This is a genomic window from Erwinia rhapontici (assembly GCF_012271765.1).
Classification (GTDB): domain Bacteria; phylum Pseudomonadota; class Gammaproteobacteria; order Enterobacterales; family Enterobacteriaceae; genus Erwinia; species Erwinia rhapontici.
Map to the genome: position 1 here is coordinate 130,406 of NZ_VRKO01000015.1, position 18,204 is coordinate 148,609.

At 54.8% G+C, this 18,204-nt stretch carries 15 protein-coding genes; 10 read left to right on the plus strand and 5 right to left on the minus strand.

The annotated features are described in order from the left end of the window. Nucleotides 1–712 precede the first annotated feature (712 nt). The 3 genes from treF (at nucleotide 713) to FVB43_RS16190 (ending at nucleotide 4,396) form a co-directional block, all read left to right on the plus strand. A complete protein-coding gene (gene treF / locus FVB43_RS16180; RefSeq protein WP_259152095.1) occupies nucleotides 713–2,347 on the plus strand; it encodes an alpha,alpha-trehalase TreF in 1,635 nt (544 codons plus the stop codon). 171 nt (nucleotides 2,348–2,518) lie between these two features. Continuing rightward, nucleotides 2,519–3,298, plus strand: a complete 780-nt coding sequence (locus FVB43_RS16185) for an ABC transporter substrate-binding protein (RefSeq protein WP_133842602.1) — start codon at nucleotides 2,519–2,521, stop codon at nucleotides 3,296–3,298. A gap of 3 nt (nucleotides 3,299–3,301) precedes the next feature. After that, nucleotides 3,302–4,396 carry a DUF2817 domain-containing protein gene (locus tag FVB43_RS16190; RefSeq protein ID WP_133842601.1) on the plus strand — a complete coding sequence of 365 codons (1,095 nt, stop codon included), beginning with the start codon at nucleotides 3,302–3,304 and terminating at the stop codon, nucleotides 4,394–4,396. A 2-nt stretch (nucleotides 4,397–4,398) separates the two neighbouring features. Here the strand turns inward: FVB43_RS16190 and FVB43_RS16195 are convergent, their stop codons facing one another. Continuing rightward, the gene (locus tag FVB43_RS16195; RefSeq protein WP_159336770.1) at nucleotides 4,399–5,178 is read right to left on the minus strand and encodes a HalD/BesD family halogenase; all 780 of its coding nucleotides are present in this window, start codon (nucleotides 5,176–5,178) and stop codon (nucleotides 4,399–4,401) included. Between the two features lie 185 nt (nucleotides 5,179–5,363). Here FVB43_RS16195 and FVB43_RS16200 point away from each other — a divergent pair, with 185 nt between their 5' ends. Continuing rightward, nucleotides 5,364–6,113, plus strand: coding sequence for a 6-phosphogluconolactonase (locus FVB43_RS16200; RefSeq protein WP_159336771.1), 750 nt, complete (start codon nucleotides 5,364–5,366; stop codon nucleotides 6,111–6,113). Between the two features lies 1 nt (nucleotide 6,114). On the opposite strand, the gene FVB43_RS16205 is transcribed toward FVB43_RS16200, so the two are convergent. Beyond that, complete coding sequence (locus FVB43_RS16205) at nucleotides 6,115–6,534, minus strand: nucleotide triphosphate diphosphatase NUDT15 (RefSeq protein WP_159336772.1); 420 nt, start codon at nucleotides 6,532–6,534, stop codon at nucleotides 6,115–6,117. A gap of 172 nt (nucleotides 6,535–6,706) precedes the next feature. Between FVB43_RS16205 and FVB43_RS16210 the strand changes: the two genes are divergently transcribed. Genes FVB43_RS16210 through FVB43_RS16220 form a run of 3 tightly spaced genes read left to right on the plus strand, consistent with a single transcriptional unit; the run spans nucleotide 6,707 to nucleotide 10,205 of the window. Next, on the plus strand, nucleotides 6,707–7,225 hold the full coding sequence (locus tag FVB43_RS16210) for a sugar dehydrogenase complex small subunit (protein ID WP_159336773.1): 519 nt from the start codon (nucleotides 6,707–6,709) through the stop codon (nucleotides 7,223–7,225). Between the two features lie 26 nt (nucleotides 7,226–7,251). Further along, nucleotides 7,252–8,841 (plus strand): GMC family oxidoreductase, encoded by a 1,590-nt coding sequence (locus FVB43_RS16215; protein WP_159336774.1) that lies wholly within the window; start codon nucleotides 7,252–7,254, stop codon nucleotides 8,839–8,841. A gap of 2 nt (nucleotides 8,842–8,843) precedes the next feature. Then, nucleotides 8,844–10,205: a c-type cytochrome gene (locus FVB43_RS16220; RefSeq protein WP_159336775.1), complete on the plus strand. Its 1,362-nt coding sequence runs from the start codon at nucleotides 8,844–8,846 to the stop codon at nucleotides 10,203–10,205. 78 nt (nucleotides 10,206–10,283) lie between these two features. On the opposite strand, the gene FVB43_RS16225 is transcribed toward FVB43_RS16220, so the two are convergent. Together FVB43_RS16225 and FVB43_RS16230 are read right to left on the minus strand one after the other, a co-directional pair. Further along, the gene (locus FVB43_RS16225; protein WP_167864308.1) at nucleotides 10,284–11,468 is read right to left on the minus strand and encodes an alpha/beta hydrolase-fold protein; all 1,185 of its coding nucleotides are present in this window, start codon (nucleotides 11,466–11,468) and stop codon (nucleotides 10,284–10,286) included. Nucleotides 11,469–11,506: 38 nt separating this feature from the next. Then, nucleotides 11,507–13,084 (minus strand): carbohydrate porin, encoded by a 1,578-nt coding sequence (locus FVB43_RS16230; protein ID WP_167864309.1) that lies wholly within the window; start codon nucleotides 13,082–13,084, stop codon nucleotides 11,507–11,509. Nucleotides 13,085–13,567: 483 nt separating this feature from the next. On the opposite strand from FVB43_RS16230, the gene hglS reads away from it, so the two are divergent. Continuing rightward, a complete protein-coding gene (gene hglS / locus FVB43_RS16235) occupies nucleotides 13,568–14,902 on the plus strand; it encodes a 2-oxoadipate dioxygenase/decarboxylase HglS (RefSeq protein ID WP_159336777.1) in 1,335 nt (444 codons plus the stop codon). A 467-nt stretch (nucleotides 14,903–15,369) separates the two neighbouring features. Here hglS and FVB43_RS16240 read toward each other — a convergent pair whose 3' ends face one another. After that, a complete protein-coding gene (locus FVB43_RS16240) occupies nucleotides 15,370–16,173 on the minus strand; it encodes a Cof-type HAD-IIB family hydrolase (protein WP_167864310.1) in 804 nt (267 codons plus the stop codon). A 327-nt stretch (nucleotides 16,174–16,500) separates the two neighbouring features. Between FVB43_RS16240 and FVB43_RS16245 the strand changes: the two genes are divergently transcribed. Then, a complete protein-coding gene (locus tag FVB43_RS16245; protein ID WP_133842593.1) occupies nucleotides 16,501–17,238 on the plus strand; it encodes a DeoR/GlpR family DNA-binding transcription regulator in 738 nt (245 codons plus the stop codon). Nucleotides 17,239–17,496: 258 nt separating this feature from the next. Further along, nucleotides 17,497–18,162: a fructose-6-phosphate aldolase gene (gene fsa, locus FVB43_RS16250; RefSeq protein WP_167864311.1), complete on the plus strand. Its 666-nt coding sequence runs from the start codon at nucleotides 17,497–17,499 to the stop codon at nucleotides 18,160–18,162. Nucleotides 18,163–18,204 lie beyond the last annotated feature (42 nt).

Genomic DNA, 18,204 nt, shown 5'->3' on the forward strand with positions numbered 1-18,204 from the left:
GGGCGCCGGGTCTGTTCTTTTCGTCAAATTACGAAGGTGCAATAGTTTATTTTCCCGGCAATGAGAAGTAAATCACAGTCGGGAAATATTCCTGTGACGAGGCCTGTCAGCGATTCAGTACAAGCTCCCCGAACCCCGGGTTTCAGGCGAAAGCGGCCGTTGAGTGGGATAAACACCGCAACGGCCTCCAGCCGATCTATCCACTGCGTGCGAGCCTGTGCAGTCACCGTGGATAAAGCATTTTCCATCAGGGCTCTCTCTGGGTATTGTCTGAATTAGACAAAAAATGCCCCCATACTTAACTTTTACAAGCCCGTAACATTGCAGCGCGGGCTCAACAGGCACAGCCACACGTCATGGGTAAGCGGAAAAATACGCTAATCTTCTGTAAGCGTTGAAGAATACTGTTAAAAACGCCAGAGAAATCATTTTTGCCTTTTTTTGCCACCAGCGTCGTTAAGCTGCTGTAATTTCGCGATTAATGAACACTATTTTAAAAAATAAATAGGCAGTCAGAAATGAAGGGGAAAACGGCAATTTTCATTTTTATTGTCAATGAATTTGGCTTATTTTTCTTTCTGTTTATTTTTTGAAATATTTCTTCATTAAGAGTAATGGAAACATCGGGTTGCGTGCTGAGACTACGGTACTATAATAAGTCTCTTAATCCACCAGCGACTTTGCCATAATATTTAGGCATCAGGAGGTTCTTATCACTTTCAACCAAAATGAAGCGATGATTGACAATAACCCTACTGAATATGAAGCCTGGTACGATGATTATGAGGCTGGGCCTGATTCCGCGGTCGAGCCTCAGCCGGAGCCGATCCGTGGGCTACCCGCGTCCGATATTCTCACCCCTTCAGACCGCTATCAGGAGCTGTTCGAAGTGGTGCAGATGTCGCGTATTTTTTCCGACAGTAAAACCTTTGCTGACTGTGCGCCAAGGTTTGAACCGGAACGTATTCTCTTTCGTTATTATATGGCGCGTGAGCGGGATGATTTTAACCTGCTGGAATTCGTGCTGGAAAATTTCGAGCTGCCACGTGTCCATGACAGCCGCTATGTTTCCGACCCGGAAAACAGCATCGAACAACATATTGATGCGCTGTGGCCGGTATTAACCCGCCAGCCGGAAAAGCATTGCGAGTTTTCATCGCTGCTGCCGCTGCCGAAACCCTATGTGGTGCCGGGCGGGCGATTTGGTGAAACCTACTACTGGGATTCCTATTTCAGCATGCTGGGCTTTGCCGCCGCCGGGCGTGGCGATCTGATGCATAACATGGCCGACAACTTTGCGTGGATGATTGATAAATACGGCCATATTCCTAACGGTAACCGTACTTATTACCTCAGCCGTTCGCAGCCGCCGGTGTTTGCCATGATGGTGGAGTTGTTCGAAAAGAATGATATCCATGAAGCACAGCATTACCTGCCGCAGTTGAAAAGCGAGTATGCGTTCTGGATGGATGGCCAGGACGATCTCTCCCCGAATCAGGCGTATCGCCACGTGGTGATGCTGCCCGATGGTTCGGTGCTGAACCGTTACTGGGATGACCGTGATACGCCGCGTGACGAGTCCTGGCTGGAAGACGTGGAAACGGCACGCCAGTCATCGCGTCCGTCCAGCGAAGTGTACCGTGACCTGCGTGCCGGCGCGGCATCCGGTTGGGACTTTACCTCGCGCTGGCTGGCTGAGCCAGGCCGTCTGGAAAGCATCCAGACCACCAGTATTGTGCCGATCGACCTGAATGCGTTCCTCTACAAGCTGGAAACCACCATCGCCCGATTGTCGGCCAGCAAAGGCGAGCAGGAGACCGCAGACCGCTACCAGCAGCTGGCGCTGCGTCGCCGTGAGGTCGTAGATAAGTATCTGTGGGAAGAGGAAACCGGCCTGTACCGGGATTACAACTGGCGTGAAGGGGAGAAAGCCGCGTTCTCCGCCGCGGCGGTCACCCCGGTGTATGTGGGAATGTCCAGCTATGAGCAGGCCACGCGTACGGCGAAAGCGGTGCGTGACTATCTTCTGGCACCGGGCGGTATGCTGTGCAGCATGGAAGTGACCGGTGAGCAGTGGGACAGCCCGAACGGCTGGGCACCCATGCAGTGGCTGGCGGTAAAAGGCTTCAGCAGTTATGGCGAAGAAGAGCTGGCGAAGGAGATTGCCACCCGTTGGCTGACGACCGTCGATACCACCTGGCAGCAGCATCACAAGCTGGTGGAGAAATACAACATCAGCGGTGATGCCGCGCTGCTCGGTGGCGGTGGCGAATACCCGTTGCAGGACGGCTTCGGCTGGACTAACGGTGTGACGCGCCGTCTGCTTGAGTTGTACCCACGCAGCTGAGATCAGAGGGTGGCCGCCCGGCCACCCTCATCGACGTTTACCCGACAACACCTCGTATTATAAAACTGGCTTATTAACCCCCGCCTGCCATAAGACAAAAGCCTTATTTCTCCATGAAAAATCATGCTATTACTTGGGGATAACCCGCATGATGATCCCGGAGATCCTGAAATGAAAAAACTGACCCTGACCGCGCTGGCTTTGCTGGCGGGGTTTAGTGCTTCTGCCCTGGCCGCAGAAGAGCTGCGTTTTGGCGTTGACCCGACGTTCCCCCCCTTTGAATCCAAGGCTGCTGACGGATCGTTGCAGGGATTTGATATTGATATGGGTAACGCCATCTGCCAGCAGATGAAAGTGAAATGTGTCTGGGTACAGACCGGTTATGACGGCATTATTCCGGCATTACAGGCGCGCAAGTTTGATGCCATCCTGTCAGCCATGGCGATGACTGAAAAACGTCGTGAGCAGGTGGCGTTCACCGACATGCTCTATAACACCCCGAGCGCGTTGCTGACACGTAAAGACAGCAAGCTGATGCCGGAACTGGCATCGCTGAAAGGCAAGACCGTTGGCGTGGCGCAGGGCACCACGCAGGAAGGCTTTGCGAAAAGCGTCTGGGGCAGCCAGGGTGTTCAGGTGGTGAGCTATCCAAACCAGTCGGAAATTTATCCGGACCTGGCGTCAGGGCGTCTTGATGCCACTTTCACCAGTGCAGCAGCGGCTGAGTCCGGCTTCCTGAAAACGCCGCAGGGTGCGGAGTATCATATCGCCGGGAAACCGCTGTATGACCCAAAATACTTCGGTGAAGGTGTCGGGATCGGCTTGCGTAAAGATGACGGTGCGCGCATTGCCAAAATTAATGAAGCGATGGCTGAACTGCACAAAAATGGCACCTACGATCGTCTGGCGAAGCAGTATTTCAGCTTTGATGTTTATCACCGCCCGGAGTAAGCGATGACGTTAACGACACTGCCTGACTTTCGCCAGCAGCGCGCACGCTTTCTGGCAGCAGTGGGGGCGCTGGGAGGCGCTGTTACCTGCTACCCACACCCGCTGAGCGGCCCGCAGGGCGAGCCGCTGTCGACCGATGTGGCGGTGATTGGCCGCGCGGATGCCCCGCAGGTGATGCTGGTGGTTTCTGGCACCCACGGCGTGGAAGGGTATTACGGCTCCGACAGCCAGATCGCCTGGCTGGAAGCGCTGGATGGCAGCACCCTGCCGCAGGATGTCGCGCTGGTGCTGGTGCATCTGATCAATCCGTGGGGTACCGCCTGGCTGCGGCGGGTGAATGAAGACAACGCCGACCTGAACCGTAACTTTATCGACTTCTCGGGAGCGGTACCGCCCAATCCGGCGTACCCGGCGCTGCACAGTATTTATACCTGCCGTGACCTGGACGGATCAGAGCGTGCGGCAGCCGATGTGCAGATGGCACTGAAGTGCGCGGAGATCGGCTGGGGTGGCGTAAAACGTATTGTGGAAGCCGGGCAGTATCAGTTTGCTGACGGCATCTTTTACGGCGGCAGCGAGGCCAGCTGGTCTCAGCAGATCCTGCGGCAGATTATCGCCAATCATCTGCAAATGGCACGGCGTATTATCAGCTTCGATCTGCATACCGGGGCCGGGGCTTACGGCCATCCCATGCTGCTGGCGATTGCGCAGCGCCCTTACCCGGCGCTCGATGAAGCGAAACGTCTGTTTGGCGAGTGGCTGACGGTGATCATCACCGGGGACAGTGGGGAGAGTGACACCGGTGTGACCGCCACAGCCACCGGTTATTTGTCACAGTTTATGCTGGATCAGCTGCCGGAGACTGAACTGCTTCAACTGGTGGTGGAGTGCGGAACTTACGACGGTCGTGATATGCACCGTCGCGTGCGCGACGACCACTGGCTGCATCTGTACGGTGACCTGGACAGCGAGCAGGCATTACAGGTGAAACAGCAGCTGTTTGAAGGGTTTTACCCGGCCGATCCGGACTGGCGGGCGCTGGTTGCACTGCGCACCCGACAGATTTTCCAGCGCGGCTGGGAAGCATTACAGCAGTGAGATCACAGGCGCCCGTAGAAGGTCATGCGGGCGCTTTCTGACAACGACACATCCGGCTGGGCATTGTACGCCAGCACCACCAGCATACGTGTCGTATCTCCTTCCGTTGGCGTCACGCGGTGCAGGGCATTCCGCCCCCTGAACAGCACCAGATCCCCCGGCTCAATGGCCAGTTTCTCTACCGGATGCTCACCGTCCAGCACGGCACCCACACCGCTGTAGTTCATCTCTCCGGCTTCCGCATTACGCAGATGGCTGACGTATTCAAATACGCCGCCCGCTTCGGGTTTCTGAATCAGCAGTGTGATAGCGAAGGAGGAGTTGTCAAAGTGCCAGCCCAGCTCCTGCCCGGCATGTGCATAGTGCAGGTTAATCGACGACAGGTTGTCGGCATACGGGAACAACTGTTGCTCTTGCAGCACGCCGCATAGAAACGCCTTGAACGCGTCCGAGTCGTACAACGTACGCAGGGCCGAGGCCGCCGGGATCTCTTCATCGGTAATACAGCCTTTCGAGGAAACCACCTGGCGGTTACGCGGGTGATCGGCGGCAAAGGCATCGTCCGGTTTCTGCAAATAGACGTTATGCTGGCTGCTGGCATAAAACGCCAGATGCTGGTTATCGTCCCCTTCCTGCTTGATTGCGGCCAGCGCGGCAGGGGTTAAAAAACCTCGCAGTACCAGCGCGCCGCTGGCAGCTAGCTGCTGCTGGCATGTTGCTGTGTAACCGGCATCGGTAATCGGGTGAGCACTCAGGTTAAGCAGGGAAGCAAGAGGATTCATCAGGGTCTCGTTGGCAGAAAAGCAGGTTATTCACTGTACGATGCCGTTGCGCGCTCTACTACTGATTTCTCGGACTTTTTAGCGATAAAAACCCAAGAGAATTATCCCTTTAGTTATTATTGTTGCAGTGGTTATCAGAAGCATTCATCTTATTGTCATCCGGTCCGTAACAAGGGAATGAAAAAATGAAAATACGGTTATTCGACGATCATGAAGCCCTGAGCCAGCAGGCCGCGGCAGATATTTTTACTGAGCTGAATCAGGGAGGACGTTGTAATTTCGCCCCGACAGGCGGTTCATCGCCGCTGCGGCTGTATCAGCATCTGGTCGCACGGTTACAGGCAGAAAACGCCGGACAGCAGGTACACTATTATCTGCAGGATGATGTTCCGCTGCGCGGTCGTGAGCAGCAGCCAGGGGTGATTTATCAGCATATTGACCGACATCTGCTGACCCCGGCGGGCATCCCGCCACAACGCATCCATCCGTTAACCCTGGCCAACGTTGCGCAGCAGGATGCCGCGATTGCCGCTGACGGCGGGCTGGATCTGCTGCTGCTGGGGGTGGGGCAGGATGGACATATTGCCGCGAACCTGCCGGGCACGCCGTTCGACACGCTGACGCGTGAAATTGAGGTCGATCGCTGCCACGGTGTACTGATGGCGGCTTTAGTGCAGGAAGTGGGATCGGAGGAAAATGTTCCCGACAGCTACCTGAGCTTTGGCATTCACACCATTATGCAGGCGAGGCATATCAGGGTGCTGATCAACGGTGAGAATAAAGCCGAGATAGTCCGGCGGATGCTGATGGAGCCCCCCGTGGAAGCGTTGCCTGCTTCTGTATTGCAGCGCCATGCCAACTGCACGCTCTATCTCGACGCGGCCGCCGCACGCCTGCTGGATGCAGACTGGCTGGCGGCGCATATCACCCACTAAATCAGCGCGTTTCCTGACTGAGATCGAGAAGATCACTTTGATCCAGCAAAGATTGCAGTGGGGCGAACAGCGGCTGCGGTAGCGCCGTCTTATCGAACCACTGCCAGCCTTCACATTTGTGCGGTTCACAGCGTTCGGGTGTGCCGCTGGCATGCCAGGCGAGCATAAAAAGCGTGACGTAATGTTTCTGCTCTGAACAGAAAATGTTATTAGTGAAGGGCCCCTGAACACATTCCCCCAGAGAAAGTCCGGTTTCTTCAGCCACTTCTCGCTGCGCGCATTGCTGTGGCGTTTCCCCAAACTCCAGATGACCTCCAGGCGTTGCCCATTCGCCTGCGCCGTGGCTGCCCAGACGTTTACCTAATAATACTTTGCCATCACGGAAGAGTAATACTCCGACGCCGATACGCGGCTGTGTCATTTTAATCTCCTGACTACGACGTATTTTCACCGACTGAAACTGTATTAATCCACAGCGGTAAAAAATCCAAATTCGTTACGCCAGCTTAACTATCTGGCGCTTTTACATGCCATATACAAGTCCATTCGAATGGTGTGATGATAATCACAGTTGTCCAAATGGAGAGTGACAAATGTTAACACGAAGGAAGCTTTTAGGTAGCGGTGCCGCCTTGTTGGGGTTTGCGGTGCTCAGGCCCACCCTGTCCTGGGCGGCCGTTCCCGCCGCAGGCAGTGACAGTGCTGCGTTTTATCACACCTCATTACTTGTTACCGCACGTTCGCACCTGAGTCCGCTGGTGGCACAGCGTGCGCTTTACTGCCTGAACGCGGAGGACGGCGATTTTCCTCAGCAACTGCAACGGCTTTGGTCTGGTTGTCAGGCGGCCGCCATCACTCACGCTGACCAGCTCAACGGCCATTCTCTGATGCAGGGGAGTACCGGGGCAACGATCAAGAAAATCATCTCCGCCTGGTACCTCGGGTTTACCGGTACGCCCGTGCCACTGCGTGCGGTGGATAACACCCGCTTTGTAACCTATACCGATGCGCTAATGTATGCCCCCACCCTGGATGCCACCGTTATACCCACTTATTCGCGCGGTAAGACTAATTACTGGACCCAGCCGCCGGCCACGATCGCCAACGACTAACTCTTTTCTTTATGTGAGCATCCCCTATGAATCAACATTATGATGCCGATGTCATTGTCATCGGTTCCGGTGCGCTGGGCAGTAATGCCGCTACGCATCTCGCCCTAAAGGGAAAATCGGTCATTATCCTGGAGGCCGGTGAACGTATTCCACGGTGGAAAATCGTTGAAAATTTCCGTAACTCGTCGAAAAAAGGCAATTATAACTCGCCTTACCCTAATGAACCCTGGGCTCATCACTCTTACGATGAACAATATATTGAGAACACGGGTTCATTCGATTTCCGCCCTGGAATGCTGAAACTGGTGGGGGGAACCACCTGGCACTGGGCTGCTGCCTGTTGGCGCTATCTGCCGAACGATATGAAATTAAAAACCCTGTATGGCGTTGGGCGTGACTGGCCAATGGACTATGACGCACTTGAACCCTGGTACCAAAAAGCGGAGGAGGCGCTGGGGGTATGCGGCAGCGATACAGATGATCAGAGCGGCCAGGGGGGAGCGGCCTTCCCTCCGCGTTCGCAGCCTTATCCTATGGAACCAGAGGGGGAAACCTATCTTTTTCAGCGTCTGAAAAGCCGTCTCTCTCCTGCCGGATACCACTTCATTCATGAGCCCAATGCCCGCGCCACGCGGCCCTATGATGCCCGCCCCGCATGCAGTGGTAACAACAACTGCATGCCTGTTTGTCCCATTGGGGCCATGTACAGCGGTGATACTCATGCCCGCCATGCAGAAGAGGCAGGAGCGAAGCTGATGACGGATGCCACCGCCTGGAAACTGGAAAAAGGCGCTGATGACAAAATTGTCGCCGTACATGTGCGCAGTTCAAAAGGGTTAGATACCCGCTTAACGGCAAAATATTTCGTGGTGGCGGCACATGGTCTGGAAACGGCAAAACTTTTGCTGATCTCGGATGTGGCCAACAGTTCCGATCAGGTAGGGCGTAATCTGATGGATCACACCGGAATGGGGATGCAGTTTCTGGCAGATGAACCGCTATGGCCCGGTCGTGGCGCGGTTCAGCAGGGCGGTATTTTTAACAACCGCGATGGAGACTTTCGCAAAAATCACTCGGCTATCAAGCATGCCATATCAAACAACGTGCCGAATATGGCCGTCGCGCAGCGGCTGATTGCCAAAGGCGTCATTGGCAAAATGCTGGATGAACAGATCCGCCATCAGGCTGCACGCTGGGTAGATATTTCTACGGTGTTTGAAATTTTACCGCATGAGACGAACACGGTTCGTGCCAGCACGACGCGTAAAGATGCGTTGGGGATCCCGATGCTGACGGTGCACTACGAAGTGGATGATTATGTCAAAGCGGCGAAGGCGGTGGTGGATAACGATTACCGCCGTTTCGCTAGCCTGATGGGGGGCGACGTTGTTGAGGACAATACGGGATGGCAAAACCGCGATCACCTGATGGGCACGGTGATTATGGGAGACAGCTCTCGTGACTCCGTGGTCAACCATGAGTGTCGGACGTGGGATCACAGCAACCTGTTTCTCGCCACGACAGGGGTCATTCCGGCTTCAGGCGTGATTAATCCGACGCTCACCGGCGTGGCATTAAGTCTTCGCGCCGCTGACATCATTGAGCGAGAGATCTGATCATGAAAATCTTGATGTACGTTCTGCTGCTGGCGGGTTCCTGGCAGGCAGTGGCCTCTGACGAGGTGATGATTGAGCGCGGTAAAACGATTGCCATCGCCGCTGACTGCGCTGCCTGTCACCGTCAGGCCACCAAAAATGGTGCGCCTTTTGCCGGTGGCTATGCCATTGATTCCCCGATGGGACGTATTATTGCCAGCAATATTACGCCGTCCAGACAGTTCGGTATTGGCGGCTACACTGAGCAACAGTTTGCTGACGCGTTGCGAAAAGGTCAGGCTGCCGACGGAAGTTACCTGTATCCCGCCATGCCTTACACTGCCTTTCAGGGGATGACTGACGACGATATTCACGCCCTGTATCTCTATTTTATGCAGGGTGTTAAACCTGTCGATCGGGCGCCTGAGGAACAAACCGCGCTCAGTTTCCCGTTTAATCTTCGCCAGCTGATGTGGGGCTGGAATCTTCTTTACCTCAATACTCAACAGGGTGAAAAGCAGGCGGAGCTGTCGGATAAACTCAACCGTGGGCGCTATCTGGTGGACGTGCTGGCGCATTGCAGCACCTGTCATACGCCGCGCAATATGGCCATGGCAGAAGACCAGAGCCGCTATCTTGCTGGCAGTCCGCTGGGCGGCTGGTATGCGCCGAATATCACCTCCGATCCTTCGGGGTTGGCGGACTGGAGTCAGAGCGATATTGCCACCTACCTGAAAACGGGCCATGTGACCGGGAAAGGGCAGGCGGCCGGGCCGATGGCGGAAGCCGTTGAGCACAGTTTCCGCTACATGTCGGATGACGATCTGCAGGCGATTGCCGCCTGGATTAAGCAGGTTCCCGCGATCCAAAGCGCGCAGGCGGTGGACAGTACCAGGCCAGCGCCTGAGGACATTAATCAGGTGATTAAAGGTCAGGGCGATCAGGCATCGCTGGCGAACAGCTCAACCACCGATGGTGCAGCGTTGTACAGTGGCGCTTGTGCAAGCTGTCACGGCCGCGAAGGCAAGGGAACAGGTGATAACTTCTACCCTTCGCTCAGGCAAAACAGCGCAGTATCTGCCGTTTCTCCGGGTAATTTAGTGATGACCATTGTGGAGGGCATTCATCGCCATGGCAGCGATGCCGATGTGGCTATGCCAGGCTTTGCCAGCCAAATGAATGATGCGCAGATTGCCGCTGTCAGCCGCTATGTACGCGACCAGTTCGCGGGGATTGTGAGCCCGTTAACGGCAGAGGATGTGCATAATCTGCGCGGCGGTGGGGACCCCCCGTTTATCATCCGTTACGTGAACTGGCTGATGGCTGGCGGCGTGATAGTGTTGCTGCTGGTGGTGTTCGGCCTGTTACGTTTGCGCAGGCGATGAGTCTGTCGGGCAGGCCTTAAACGGCCCGCCCGATTTTTTAGCGTAGATTTTCTCTCCCGGTATCAGCGGTTTTTGCGCTTAACGGAACAGTTTCTGGACAAACTCCGCGTAGGCCGGTCGCCAGACATCCATTTCGTGCCCCAGCTTCGGCCAGGCGTGATAATCGAACTTCACCCCTTTCTCTTCAAGCGTTTGCTTCAGCCCGGCGATATCTTTACCGGTAATGGTGTCATTCTCGCCGACCACAACGGTAAAGTTTTTCAACTGACGGTTAATCTGATCCGGTTTTTCCAGCTGTGCCGCCACCTTGTCATTCGGAACAGTGGTAGTGCTCACACCGCTGAGAGTCGCCAGCGCACTGAAACTGTCCAGATGACTGAGACCCGACACCAGCGCCTGATATCCTCCCTGCGACAGGCCCGCCAGTGCGCGTCCGTTCGCATCATGACGGACATTAAAGCGCTGGTTTATCAGCGGGATAATATCGTGGATCAGTTCACGGTCAGCCGCCGCCGCATTCAGCGGGTAGAACAGCTTACGGCGCTCCTGCGGCACGTACGCTTCCGGCGTGGTGGTGGCGGTATCGGTTTCGGTATCCGGGATCACCACCAGCATCGGTTTGATTTTTCCCTCTGCCAGCAGGTTATCCATCATTTCCGGCACACGGCCCTGATCGATGGCCGAGCGCAGACTGTCACCAAAGCCGTGATAGAAATAGAGCACCGGTAGCGGGGCGCCTTTTCCGTCGTAACCCGGCGGTGTCCAGACCGCGACCTGACGCTCGCGCTTCAGCTGGGGTGAGTGATAAGTCAGCGTACGCAGTTCACCATGAGGCACATTGCGCACGTCGAGAATGCTGCCCGGCACCAGGATCAGGCTGGTGTTCACCTGGCGCTGGGGTTTGGCATACGCCGTACCGGTATCGATACTGCGGAAACCATCAACACTGAAGAAGTACTCATACAGATTCGGTGCCTGCACCGCTGAGCGGAAACTCCAGATCCCGCTGGCGTCCTTCACCATCGGATGCGAGACATAGCTATCCGGCGTGGCCCCGGTAAACACCGAGACTTTTTGCGCCTGCGGTGCGAACAACCGGAAGGTGATGCTGTGGTCAGCATTCACCTGAGTCACGTACTGATTCACCGCCCGATCCTGCGGCGGGAATACAGGGAAATCAGCGGGCAGCGTCGCGGAAAAGGCCGGGAGCGATGCCCCCAGTACCAGGCCTGAGAGCAGCAGTGCAACGGCAGACTTCTTCATCAGTTACTTCCTTATCGGTTAAGAAAATCAGGGGCAGATTACCACCAGACTTCCGCCTGAACGCCCAGCGTGAACTGATCGTTTTTGCTGTCCTGGAAGCTGTAATTTGACAGCTCATTATCCAGTACATGCAAATACGTACCGTAGAAACGGATCTCCGGGCGTGAGTTCAGGATGCTGGTATCGACTTTCAGCGCGTGATACAGCGTCGTTTTATAGCCAGATTCTTTCAGATTCTCACCTGACTGCGTTTTGTTGGTCTGAGTAAACCAGCCCAGTTCCACACCGGTCTGATTGTAGCTGTCCCAGATCCAGGCCGGGCGCACCACGGTACGCAGGCTTTCGAAATCGCTGTGTGAACCACTTTCGTAGCTGTAGACATCGTTACCGCGTGAGTAGACCAGCGCATTCGCCATAATGATCTTATCGCTCAGGTACATTTCACCCTGGGAGATGGCGCGGAACGCGGTGCCGTTAGTGTGGTCGCCATAATAGTAGCCGTTATAGCTGACATTGGAGCTTGCACCGTTGTAATTGGCGAAGCTGCTGGCGAAGGAGTTGTTACCGGCCTGCAGGCTGAAGTCGTTAAAGCCTTTGTTGTAGAGCTGCTGGCGCACGATGGCGGTGGCCAGCCATGCGTCTTTCAGCGTATAGAAGCTGTTGCTGTCTTCATTGTTTTTCTGCTCGTCGGTTTTATTCGCCATCGAATATTTACCCATCATGGTCAGCGTTGCGCTATCCCACAGTGGCAGATCTTTGTAGCGGACCTCGACAGAGTTGGTATTCATTTGCGTCTTATTGGCGAGATCGCGCGAGTAAACGTCGATATCTTCACGGGTCAGTGACAGATCAACCTTGCCCGGTCCGGCCGCCAGGTTTTCAATACCTACGCCGCCGCCGACGTCGGTGCGCACGCTTTTCCAGTCGAGCATCTGGATTTCATAGACCGGTAGGGTATGTTTACCCACCCAGAAGTCAGCTTCGGGCGCAAACGGCAGGAAACCTTTGGTGGTCAGGTAGATATCGGAGAACTGCAGCAGGTTTTCATTGCCGGTGTTGTCGCCAAACCAGCCGGAACCATACTGCTGGCTGACGTTACCATCCAGTTTGACAATGGCTTCGGCGGTTTTTCCATTCTGGTTATACACGCGCTGTTTCAGCAGTAAGTCAAACCAGCCGCTGTGCTCATTACCAAAGCGCCCGACGGAGCCGATAGCATAGGACTGTGGGGAGCCGTTGTTGCCGGTTGCCCAGCCGCTGCGCAGGTAGCCGGAGTAGGTGAAGCCGATATCATCTTTCACATACTGGCTGATGTCTTTCAGGGTGACTGGCTGGCTGCTTTCGCCACCGGCAGAAGTGCTGGCGACGTCAACCGTAGAGCTGGCGCTAACCGCGACAGGGGCGGCATTCGGCGTGCTGGCGGGCGCCGCACGTTTAGCCATAGCGGGCTGTTCATGCTGTGCTTTATATTCGCTGAATTCCGTTTGGGTTCGCTGTAACTCTTTTTCCAGTAATTCCAGACGCTGTTCCAGCGTTAATTTAGCGGCAAGAACATGGTTTGGAAACAGTGCAGAAGTAATAAGAACGGCTATTATTTTTAATGAGTGTGTTTTCATTTTTTAGTTTCCCAGGTGTTGCATGATAAATAAAAGGCATGCGGAATCCCTGCCAGTCGTACCGCTAACGGGCATAAAATTGAGAGTGGGTGCGAATGCAGACAACACTCTTTAAATCAACGATTTGTTTTTATTTTTTTTCTTTTCTGAATACCATTCCTCTTGTATTTTCTTGCTGCCAACTTTTCTGAAGGCAAAAAAAAACCTGAATAGCTTTTCTTTCCGCTTTTTCAGCAAAAAGAAAAACCCTTCAGGTTTTGCCTGCCAGCCCGTTAGCGGGCAAACAGTAACAATCCAGAGTGTTTGTTAACGAAATACGGTATGAAATATTTCGTAATAAGAAGATTCTGTCTCAATTATGGCTGCGGCTGCAATGATATTTTCATTCTCTGTCTACAATCTGTGATGAAACTAACACTTAGCTACCGGAGCCATCGCTATCCTTCCTGTGGGATGGTGAACAGGACACTCAGGAGAGCCGCAATGAGTCACAGAGTTATCAGCGCAGACCGTATTCGTGACCGCTTTTCCAAAGCGATGTCGGCGATGTATCAAAAGGAAGTTCCTCAATATGGCACGCTGTTGCAGCTGGTGCGCGAGGTGAATCAGCAGGCATTGGCGCAGCATCCTGGCGCATTGAATGCAGATCAGTGGCCCCAGGAAGTGAATCGCCTGAGCGTGGAACGCCACGGCGCCATTCGCGTGGGAACGGCGCAGGAGTTGGCTACGCTGCGACAGCTGTTTGCCGTGATGGGGATGTCGGCGGTGGGGTATTACGATCTCACGGCGGCCGGGGTGCCGGTGCACTCCACCGCGTTTCGCCCGGTGACGGAAGAGGCACTGCAAATCAATCCGTTTCGCGTGTTTACCTCACTGCTACGGCTGGAGTTGATTGAGGATCCGGCGTTGCGCCAGCAGGTGAGTGAGATTCTGGCCCGGCGCGATATCTTCACGTCGCGGCTACGCGAATTGCTGACGCGATGGCAGCAGCAGGGCGGTCTGGACGATGCGCAGGCGGACGAATTTGTGCAGGAAGCGCTGGAAACTTTCCGCTGGCATCATCAGGCTTCGGTCGACCTCCGTACCTATAACACGTTGCTGGCACAGCATCGTCTGATCGCCGATGTGGTGTGTTTCCGTGGGCCGCATATCAACCATCTGACGCCGCGCACGCTGGATATCGACCTTGTACAGCAGCTGATGCCGGAATATGGCATCACGCCGAAAGAGACCATCGAAGGCCCGCCTGCACGACATTGTCCGATCCTGCTGCGGCAAACCAGTTTTAAAGCGCTGAATGAAGCGATTGATTTTACCGACCAGACGGCGGGTACGCATACTGCCCGTTTTGGGGAAATTGAGCAGCGCGGCGTGGCGCTGACGCGCAAGGGTCGCGAGCTGTATGATCGCCTGCTGCGTGAAGCCTCAGCGGAAAAACACGGGGATAACGACAGTCATCAGCGTCATTTGAGCGCGGTATTTAACGCCTTCCCGGATGATGCTGACCAGTTGCGTCAGCAGCAGCTGGCTTTTTACCGTTATCGTCGTCATCCGGAAATAGCCGCATTACCGGGTGACGATCTGGAGAGCCAGATTGCCCGGGGTGCGGTCATTGCCGAACCGATTATCTACGAAGATTTTCTACCGGTCAGTGCGGCCGGGATTTTTCAGTCGAATCTGGGGAGCGACACGAGCAGTATCAGCAGCGGTAACCCCAGCCAGGCGGCGTTTGAGCAGGCGCTGGGGGCTCAGGTGCTCGATGAGTTTACGCTGTATCAGCAAGTACAGCAGGATTCCCTCGATCGCCTGTTCCTGTAGGGCCTGACCCTCTGTTTCGGTCAGCCCACCCTGTGGTGGAAATATTCGGCAGGGGGCGACCGGAAAAAGGGGCTTTCCATCAAGGATCCCCACAAATGTTTTCTGGCTGAATGCACAGCACACGGGCTGGGGCCAGTTTGAGCACGCCGGATCGGCAAAAGACGCATCCATGCGGGCCTCGGCACGCGGCGTCCTGCCGCGTGACGTCCGGCTTACCTCAAACTGGCCCCATCCCCTAAACATTCGTTCCCGCTGTGGGTTTTAAAAACAGCCACGCAAATGCCAGCAGGTGAAGGAGGAAGGGCTGATTGCAGCAGGCTGCCGGCCAGGGAAGGCCGGCCGCCAGGCCACAGGGACGTGTTTATGCCGGTGCAGCAAGCAGCCCTTCCTCCGGGAACCGGTTAACCGGCTGCCCGCAATGACGCCCTGGTCATTTTTCTGGGATCTCTCAAGGGCGCCCCCTGCGTTTAACCGATCTGACCGCTTAACACGCGTTCAATCACGTTCAGCGCGCCTTCATGGTTGTTACTCTCGGTGTGATATCGCGCCACCTGCTTCACGGCGGGTTGCGCATTCGCCATCGCAAAGCCATAACCGGCATGCGCCACCATCTCAATATCGTTACCGCTGTCACCGACGGCCACCACTTCATTGTCGGCAATCTGCCACTGACGTTGCAGTAGCGCCAATCCGTGCGCTTTGTGGATGCCAGGAATGATCAGGTCAACAAACCCGAAGCCGCTGGAAACCGGTGTGACGATGCCATCGAGCGCATGGCCGATATGTGCCATCAGTTCCGGGATTTTTTCATCGGCCAGATTCAGTGAGAACTTGAAGATGGTGTCATTGAGCGCGCTGAAATCATCGCGCAGTTCCAGGCGGTGATAGTGCTGCGACATCAGTGTTACCAGTGATTCGGGTGCGCTGTTGAGCATATAGGCGCTGCGCGGCCCGCAGACCACGGTATGGGCGTAAGGCAGCCTGGCCAGCACCGCCAGCACTTTTTCCAGATGCGCTTCACTTAACTCGCCACAGAACAAGGTCTTACCACAGTCGACAATATTGGCACCGTTTTCGGAGACAAAAGCGATCTCATCCCGTATTTCCGGGAAGAAGCTGATGAGCTGGTAATACTGGTTGCCGCTGGCGACCACAAACTTGATGTTCTGCTTTTTCAGTTGCTGGTATTGCGCTAAAAATCGCGCTTTGTTGTAGGTTTTGTTGTCATCGAGGAAGGTGCCGTCCATATCCACAGCAATCATTTTAATCATCGGGTCCCCTGAGTAAAAAAGGTAAAATACTGCCTTATCATCGGTGGAAAGACTGAAGGTAAAAAGAGGCAGCTTTTTTCCGTGCGTTCCCCTTTTATTTGTGTGCTTGCTGAGGCTGAGCCGTTATTGGGTTATTTATCCCCTGTCTGGTGCTTTTTGTACTGTTACTGGATGCTGTTAGCGATGAAAGTACCTGTAAGGGGAAAAACCTACCTCGAAAAGAGGCAGTGATTTTCGACGGGCATCAGATTGTGATCCGCACGCTGCTTACATAATATGAAAGGAAAGGATTACTGATGAAAGTAATCACAGACGGAGAGGGTCCCTATGAAACAGCGTCACCGGCGTATTCTCGATCGGGTGGAAGAGAAGGGAAAGGTCAGCATTAATGAGCTGGCGCAGATTAACGGTGTCTCTGGCGTGACGATCCGCAAAGACCTGGCTGAACTGGAAAGCCTGCATTATCTCAGCCGTGCTCACGGTTATGCGGTGTCACTTAACGATCTCTCTGAGCGTGTCAGCAGTAACTTTTCCACCAAAGAAGCCATGGCAAAGCGGGCGCTGGCGCTATTGTCAGAAGGGGACACGCTGTTTATTGAAGCCGGTAGCAGCAATGCACATTTTGCCCGGGAGATTGGCCGTTCAGGCCTGGATGTCACTGTGGTAACCCCTTGTGTTTATGTCGCTAACGAGCTGAAAAACTGCCATCAGGATGTGGTGTTGATAGGCGGGGTGCTGCAAAAGCGCAGCGAATGCCTGGTCGGGCCGCTGACCCACCTGTGTATCAACAACATCAATTTCAACAAGGTGTTTATCGGTATTGATGGCTACAACCCGGATTATGGCTTTACGGGGCGTGACATTATGCGCGCTGAAAACATCCGGCTGGCGATAGAGAAGCGGGTGCAGAATTACGTGATTGCCGAATCGGGCAAGTTCGGCAAGTTGTTCCCGTATAACGTGGCGAAGCACAGCGATATCGATACGGTGATCACTGACGCCGGGCTGCTGCTAAACTTTGAAAACGCCCTCGTGCAACAGGGGGTGAGGGTGCTGAAGGCCTGATAGCGCTTTCATATTCGCGCTGCTTTGTTACGTTATTTCCCGCCTGGTGAAAGGTCACTTTCACCAATCGCAATACACCACAACCATTAGCACCTAACTAACTGTTTTAAAACTGTTTGTTTTGGTTTTTTATTGTTTTCTTCTGCCTTGATAAGCGTGACGGCGATCAAATTTCATCGGGAATATTTCATTTATCGTACTGCGAAAGCAAAAACAGTTTCATATGAAACTTCTCAGCGTGATCTCCCGGAGGATGTGATGGAATTCTATTTAGATACGGCAGAAGTGGCAGTGGTGAAGCGCCTGGCAGCAGTGCTGCCGATAAAGGGTGTGACCACCAATCCCAGTATTGTCGCTCGCAGTAAGCGCCCGCTCAGCAGCGTGTTGCAGGAGCTGGTGACGATTCTGCCTGCCGACAGCACGCTGTTCGCTCAGGTGATTGCGCATGAGGCATCCGCCATGGTGGATGAGGCGTTACAGTTGCGCGAAATCGTGCCGTCGCTGGTGGTAAAGGTGCCAGTAACCCACCAGGGCCTGACCGCAATTAAATTACTGACGCAGCAGAATATCCCGACGCTGGGCACGGCAGTATACGGAGCCGGGCAGGGCTTTTACGCGGCGCTGGCCGGGGCCAGCTACATTGCTCCCTATGTTAACCGTATTGATGCGCAGGGCGGCGACGGCATTGCGCTGGTCAGGGAGCTGCAAACCTTGCTGGGCCTCCATTGCCCACAGAGCAAAGTGCTGGCCGCCAGCTTCCGTACGCCGCGCCAGGTGCTGGACTGTATGCTCGCCGGGTGTCAGGCGATCACCGTCGATCCGGATGTGGCGGAACTGTTCCTGCTTGATCCGGCGGTGGACAGCGCACTGCAGCGTTTTGACCACGACTGGTCATCGGCCTACGGTAGCCTGACGCTGTCATAAATGACCTGCTGAAGACACCCGTGCGATGCAGCCTGGTGTGTA

Excerpts from the sequence above, each read along its gene's own strand:
- FVB43_RS16225 (WP_167864308.1), bottom strand. The coding sequence starts at position 11,468 with ATGAAGAAGTCTGCCGTTGCACTGCTGCTCTCAGGCCTGGTACTGGGG.
- FVB43_RS16185 (WP_133842602.1), top strand. The coding sequence starts at position 2,519 with ATGAAAAAACTGACCCTGACCGCGCTGGCTTTGCTGGCGGGGTTTAGT.
- FVB43_RS16195 (WP_159336770.1), bottom strand. The coding sequence starts at position 5,178 with ATGAATCCTCTTGCTTCCCTGCTTAACCTGAGTGCTCACCCGATTACC.
- FVB43_RS16200 (WP_159336771.1), top strand. The coding sequence starts at position 5,364 with ATGAAAATACGGTTATTCGACGATCATGAAGCCCTGAGCCAGCAGGCC.
- FVB43_RS16215 (WP_159336774.1), top strand. The coding sequence starts at position 7,252 with ATGAATCAACATTATGATGCCGATGTCATTGTCATCGGTTCCGGTGCG.
- fsa (WP_167864311.1), top strand. The coding sequence starts at position 17,497 with ATGGAATTCTATTTAGATACGGCAGAAGTGGCAGTGGTGAAGCGCCTG.
- FVB43_RS16190 (WP_133842601.1), top strand. The coding sequence starts at position 3,302 with ATGACGTTAACGACACTGCCTGACTTTCGCCAGCAGCGCGCACGCTTT.
- hglS (WP_159336777.1), top strand. The coding sequence starts at position 13,568 with ATGAGTCACAGAGTTATCAGCGCAGACCGTATTCGTGACCGCTTTTCC.
- FVB43_RS16220 (WP_159336775.1), top strand. The coding sequence starts at position 8,844 with ATGAAAATCTTGATGTACGTTCTGCTGCTGGCGGGTTCCTGGCAGGCA.
- FVB43_RS16240 (WP_167864310.1), bottom strand. The coding sequence starts at position 16,173 with ATGATTAAAATGATTGCTGTGGATATGGACGGCACCTTCCTCGATGAC.
- FVB43_RS16245 (WP_133842593.1), top strand. The coding sequence starts at position 16,501 with ATGAAACAGCGTCACCGGCGTATTCTCGATCGGGTGGAAGAGAAGGGA.
- FVB43_RS16205 (WP_159336772.1), bottom strand. The coding sequence starts at position 6,534 with ATGACACAGCCGCGTATCGGCGTCGGAGTATTACTCTTCCGTGATGGC.
- FVB43_RS16230 (WP_167864309.1), bottom strand. The coding sequence starts at position 13,084 with ATGAAAACACACTCATTAAAAATAATAGCCGTTCTTATTACTTCTGCA.
- FVB43_RS16210 (WP_159336773.1), top strand. The coding sequence starts at position 6,707 with ATGTTAACACGAAGGAAGCTTTTAGGTAGCGGTGCCGCCTTGTTGGGG.